The 4,436-nt window shown below is 71.1% G+C and carries 3 protein-coding genes and 1 pseudogene; 3 read left to right on the top strand and 1 reads right to left on the bottom strand.

What is annotated here, in order from left to right; translation table 11 throughout:
- Positions 1-435, bottom strand: a pseudogene (locus tag BKE38_RS22675) (shikimate dehydrogenase); the annotation flags it as partial.
- A 125-nt stretch (positions 436-560) separates the two neighbouring features.
- Between BKE38_RS22675 and BKE38_RS22670 the strand changes: the two are divergent.
- The 3 genes from BKE38_RS22670 to BKE38_RS22660 all read left to right on the top strand — a co-directional run bounded on the left by BKE38_RS22670 (position 561) and on the right by BKE38_RS22660 (position 4,342).
- Positions 561-1,562, top strand: coding sequence for a Bug family tripartite tricarboxylate transporter substrate binding protein (locus tag BKE38_RS22670; RefSeq protein WP_076959506.1), 1,002 nt, complete (start codon positions 561-563; stop codon positions 1,560-1,562).
- A 147-nt stretch (positions 1,563-1,709) separates the two neighbouring features.
- Positions 1,710-3,542 (top strand): bifunctional sugar phosphate isomerase/epimerase/4-hydroxyphenylpyruvate dioxygenase family protein, encoded by a 1,833-nt coding sequence (locus BKE38_RS22665; RefSeq protein ID WP_278247640.1) that lies wholly within the window; start codon positions 1,710-1,712, stop codon positions 3,540-3,542.
- An 89-nt stretch (positions 3,543-3,631) separates the two neighbouring features.
- Positions 3,632-4,342, top strand: a complete 711-nt coding sequence (locus tag BKE38_RS22660) for a metallophosphoesterase family protein (RefSeq protein ID WP_076959504.1) — start codon at positions 3,632-3,634, stop codon at positions 4,340-4,342.
- Positions 4,343-4,436: the final 94 nt, after the last annotated feature.

Raw genomic sequence — 4,436 nt, 5'->3', positions numbered from 1 at the left:
CACCTCCCCCATCGCCGCATCCGGCAGGCCGCGGCGGAAGCCTTCGGCGAAGCCGGAATGGTCGGTGTTGTGGCCGATGCGGCGGCCATCCTTCAGCACGACGGTGTTCACCGCGCCGAGCGCCCGGGCGTCATCGGAGACCTCGTCCAGCAGCGGCAGCACGGCCTGCTTGCAGGGATGGGTGACGTTGACTCCGGCGAAGCCCAGCGCCTCGGCCATGGCGAGCAGCTCGGGCAGCGCCTCCGGCCCGCGCTTCAGCACTTCGAGATCGAACAGGCGGTAGAGATAGCGCAGCCCCTGCGCCGCCCCTTCCCGCTCATGCAGCGCGGGGGAGCGCGAGGCCTGGATGCCGCTGCCGATCAGCCCGACCAGGAAGGCCGGCGGCAGCGGGGCCAGCGGCGATGAATCATTGGCGGGGATGGGCTGCGCGGTCATGCTGGCTTCCTCGTTTTCCCGAGCCGGGGGCACCGGCTTTGGGCTTGCGAGGCTAATGTACTATCTGGTACGTACGCTTCCAACAGCAATTCGTCCAAGCAAGTGCCGAAGCACCGGAGGAAAGCATGACCTTCACCCGTCGTGGCCTGACGCAGGGCCTGGCCGCCTCGCTCGGCCTGGTGGCCGCCGGCGGCGCGCTGATGCCGCGCGCGGCCCGGGCCCAGGGGAATTTCCCGACCCGTCCGATCACGCTGGTCGTCGCCTGGGCGCCCGGCGGCTCGACCGATTTCGTGGCCCGCGTCCTGGCGCAGCAGCTGAGCAAGGAGCTCGGCCAGCAGGTGGTGGTGGAGAACCGCCCCGGCGCCAGCGGCACGATCGGCCATGCCTCGGTGGCCCGCGCCCGGGCCGACGGCTACACGCTGCTGCTCGGCGTCAACAGCACCTTCGCCATGGCGCGGCACCTGTTCCCGACCCGCGGCTATGACGACGACAAGGGTTTCGTGGGGATCGGCAAGGTTGCGACGACGCCGATCTTCCTGTGCATCAACAACAATCTCGGCGTGAAGGACATCCCGGGCTTCGTGGCGCTCGCCAAGTCGCGGCCGGGCAAGATGAGCTATGCCTCCTCCGGCGCGGGCTCGTCCGCCCACCTGGCGACCGAGCTGTTCCTGCGCGAGACCGGCATCGAGGTGCAGAACATCAGCTATCGCGGCGGCGCGCCCGCGGTGCAGGCGCTGATCGCCGGCGAGGTCGAGATGGCCTTCGTCGATGCGGTGACCGCGCTGCCGCTGATCGCCGCCAAGCAGGTCACCGTGCTGGGCGTGTCCAGCCGCGCGCGCAACCCGCTGGTGCCGGATGTGCCCACCATCGCCGAGGCGGGGCTGCCCGGCTATGAATGCGCCTCGGAGTTCGCCATCCTGGCGCCCACCGGCACGCCAGCCGAGGTGATCGCGCGGCTGTCCGCTGCAACCGAGGCGACGATGAAGGCGTCTGAGGTGACGGAGCGGCTGAAGCAGAATTCCATCTTCCCGGAATTCGGCAGCTCCGCGGCCTGGCCCGCCTATCTGACGGCCGAGAGCGCCAAGTGGGGCGAGGTGATCCGCTCGCGCGGGATCACCTTGGAGTAGGGCGCGGCACCGCCATCGGCGGTGACGTCCTGACAGAAATAGAAGGGGGTCCGGGGGGATACTTCCCCCCGGCCTTGCTTTGCTTTTAGGAGGTTTTTGTCGATGGCCCGGTCCCGCTGCATTGCCACGGTTTGCCTGAGCGGCGATTTGCCGGACAAGCTGGAGGCGGCGGCGGCGGTCGGCTTCGACGGCGTCGAGATCTTCGAGAATGACCTTCTGACCTTCAACGGCTCGCCCGCGGAAATCCGGCGGCTGGCGGCCGATCTCGGGCTGAGCATCCCGATCTTCCAGCCCTTCCGCGACTTCGAGGCGATGCCGGAGCCGCAGCGCGCCCGCAACCTCGACCGCGCCGAGCGCAAGTTCGACGTGATGCAGGCGCTGGGCACCGACCTGGTCCTCGTCTGCAGCAATGTGCAGCCGGCCGCGATCGACGATCCGGCGCGGGCGGCGGCCGACCTGCACGAGATGGCGGAGCGCGCGCATCGCCGCGGCCTGCGCGTCGGCTTCGAGGCGCTGGCCTGGGGCCGGCACATCAACCGCTGGCGGCAGGCCTGGGACGTGGTGCAGCGGGCCGACCACCCGGCGCTTGGGCTGATCGTCGATTCCTTCCACACGCTGTCGATCAACGACGACCCTGCCGGCATCGCCGATCTGCCGGGTGAAAAAATCTTCTTCGTGCAGCTGGCGGATGCGCCGCGGCTGGACATGGACGTGCTGAACTGGAGCCGGCATTTCCGCAACTTCCCCGGCCAGGGCCAGCTGGACGTGGCGGGCTTCACCCGCGCCGTGCTGGACAGCGGCTATGCCGGGCCGCTGTCGCTGGAGATCTTCAACGACGAGTTCCGCGCCGCCCCAGTGCGGCAGACGGCGCGGGACGGGCTGCGCTCGCTGATCCTGGTGGAGAGCGAGGCGCGGCCGACGGTGGCCGCCTCCGCTTTGCCCCCGGTCTCGCCCTGCAGCGGCGTCGAGTTTCTGGAATTTGCCGTCAACGAGCCGGTGCGCGGCGAGCTGGCGCAGTTTCTCGGCACGCTGGGTTTTCGCCTCGCGGGCAAGCACCGCTCCAAGGCCGTCGAGCTGTATCGCCAGGGCGGCGTCAGCCTGGTGCTGAACGCCGAGCCGGACAGCGCCGCCGCCGGGCATTTCGAGATGCATGGCGCTTCGGTCTGCGCCATGGCGCTGACGGTGGCCGATGCCGAGGCGACGCTGGCCCGGGCCGATGCGCTGCGCTGCTCCACCTGGTACGAGCCGCGCGGCGAGGGCGAGCGGCCGATCCCGTCGCTGCGCGCCCCCGACGGCTCGCTGGTCTGCCTGGTGGAGAACCGCCCCGGCGAGCGCTCCTTCTGGGAGGATGATTTTTTCTTGATTCCCGGCGTCGATGCGGCCGGACCCGGGCTGCTCTCCATCGATCATGTGGCGCAGGCGCTGACGCCGGGGCAGATGGACGGCTTCGTGCTGTTCTACCGCGCGCTCTTCGGGATGGAGCCGGAAGGGCTGTGGGAGCTGCCGGATCCGCGCGGCCTGGTCCGCTCCCGCGCCATGGTCACGCCGGATCGCGCCCTGCGCCTGCCGCTGAACGTCTCCGAGGCGCGGGAGACGGCGACGGGGCGCTTCGTCTCGGCCGTCGCCGGCGCCGGCGTCCACCACATCGCCTTCCTGACCGAGGATGCGGCGGCCACCGCCCGGCAGCTGGCCGCCCGCGGCGCGCCGCTGCTGCCGATCCCGGAGAACTACTACGACGACCTCGAGGCCCGCTTCGGCCTGGAGCCCACGCGCCTCGACGAGCTGAAGTCGCTGAACCTGCTGCACGACCAGGATGCCGAGGGCGGGGTCTTCACCCATGCCTATACCGCCAGCTTCGCCGACCGCTTCTTCTTCGAGATCGTCGAGCGGCGCGGCGGCTACCGGCAGTTCGGCGCCCCCAATGCGGGCGTGCGCATGGCGGCCCAGGCGCGCTACCAGGCGCGGCGCCAGAAAGTCTGAGGACGGGGCTGAACAGCGGGCCGGCGGCCTCAGGCTAAACCTCCGCCGTCGCGGCGCGTTGGAAGCGGCATCCCGCCGGAAGGCAAGCGATGGAACAGCCTGCGCCCGGCCGCCTGCCGGAAGGCCTCAGGGTCTATGCGATCGGCGACGTGCATGGCTGCGCGGGGCGGCTGCTCGCGCTGCACGCCGCCATCGCGGAGGACTGGGAGGCGCGTCCCGCCGCGCGCTGCGCCCTGGTGCATCTGGGCGACTACGTCGATCGCGGCCCGGACAGCGCGGCTGTCATCGAGGCGCTCTGCGGCCCGGGCCCGCTGCCGCGCGCCGAGCGCATCGACCTGCTGGGCAACCATGAGGCCATGATGATGGCCGCGCTGAAGGACGGCCCCGGCTCGGTCGCCGAGGATCTCTGGCTGTGGAATGCCGGCGACGCGACGCTGGCCAGCTACGGGCCGAAGGACGGCCCTCTTCCCGCCGGTCACCCTGCCCTGCCCGCGCGCCACCGCGCCTTCCTGGACGGGCTGCGGCTGAGCTGGACGGCCGGCGACTATCTTTTCGTCCATGCCGGAATCGACCCGCGCAAGCCGCTGGCCGCCCAGCGCGCCCAGGACCTGCTCTGGATCCGCGAGCCTTTTCTGTCCTGGCCGCGGCCGCTGCCCGCGGTGGTCGTCCATGGCCACACCCCCTGCCGGGCGCCGGAGCTGCGGCCGAATCGTATCGGCATCGATACCGGGGCCGTGGCGGGCGGGCCGCTGACCTGCCTGGTGCTGGAAGCGGCGCGCCTCCGTTTCCTCTCCGCATAGAGGCGGCGCCTTGCGCGTGGCCGCTCCGCTGCGCTAGGCACCATGCCAATGCAAGGCCCCGTGCCCCCCTCCGGCCCCACGGCCGCCCTTCCGG

Source organism: Teichococcus deserti, assembly GCF_001982615.1.
In the GTDB taxonomy this organism is placed as follows: Bacteria; Pseudomonadota; Alphaproteobacteria; order Acetobacterales; family Acetobacteraceae; genus Pseudoroseomonas; species Pseudoroseomonas deserti.
Note: the sequence above shows the minus strand (reverse complement) of the source record. Positions and strands in the feature narration are given on the sequence as shown.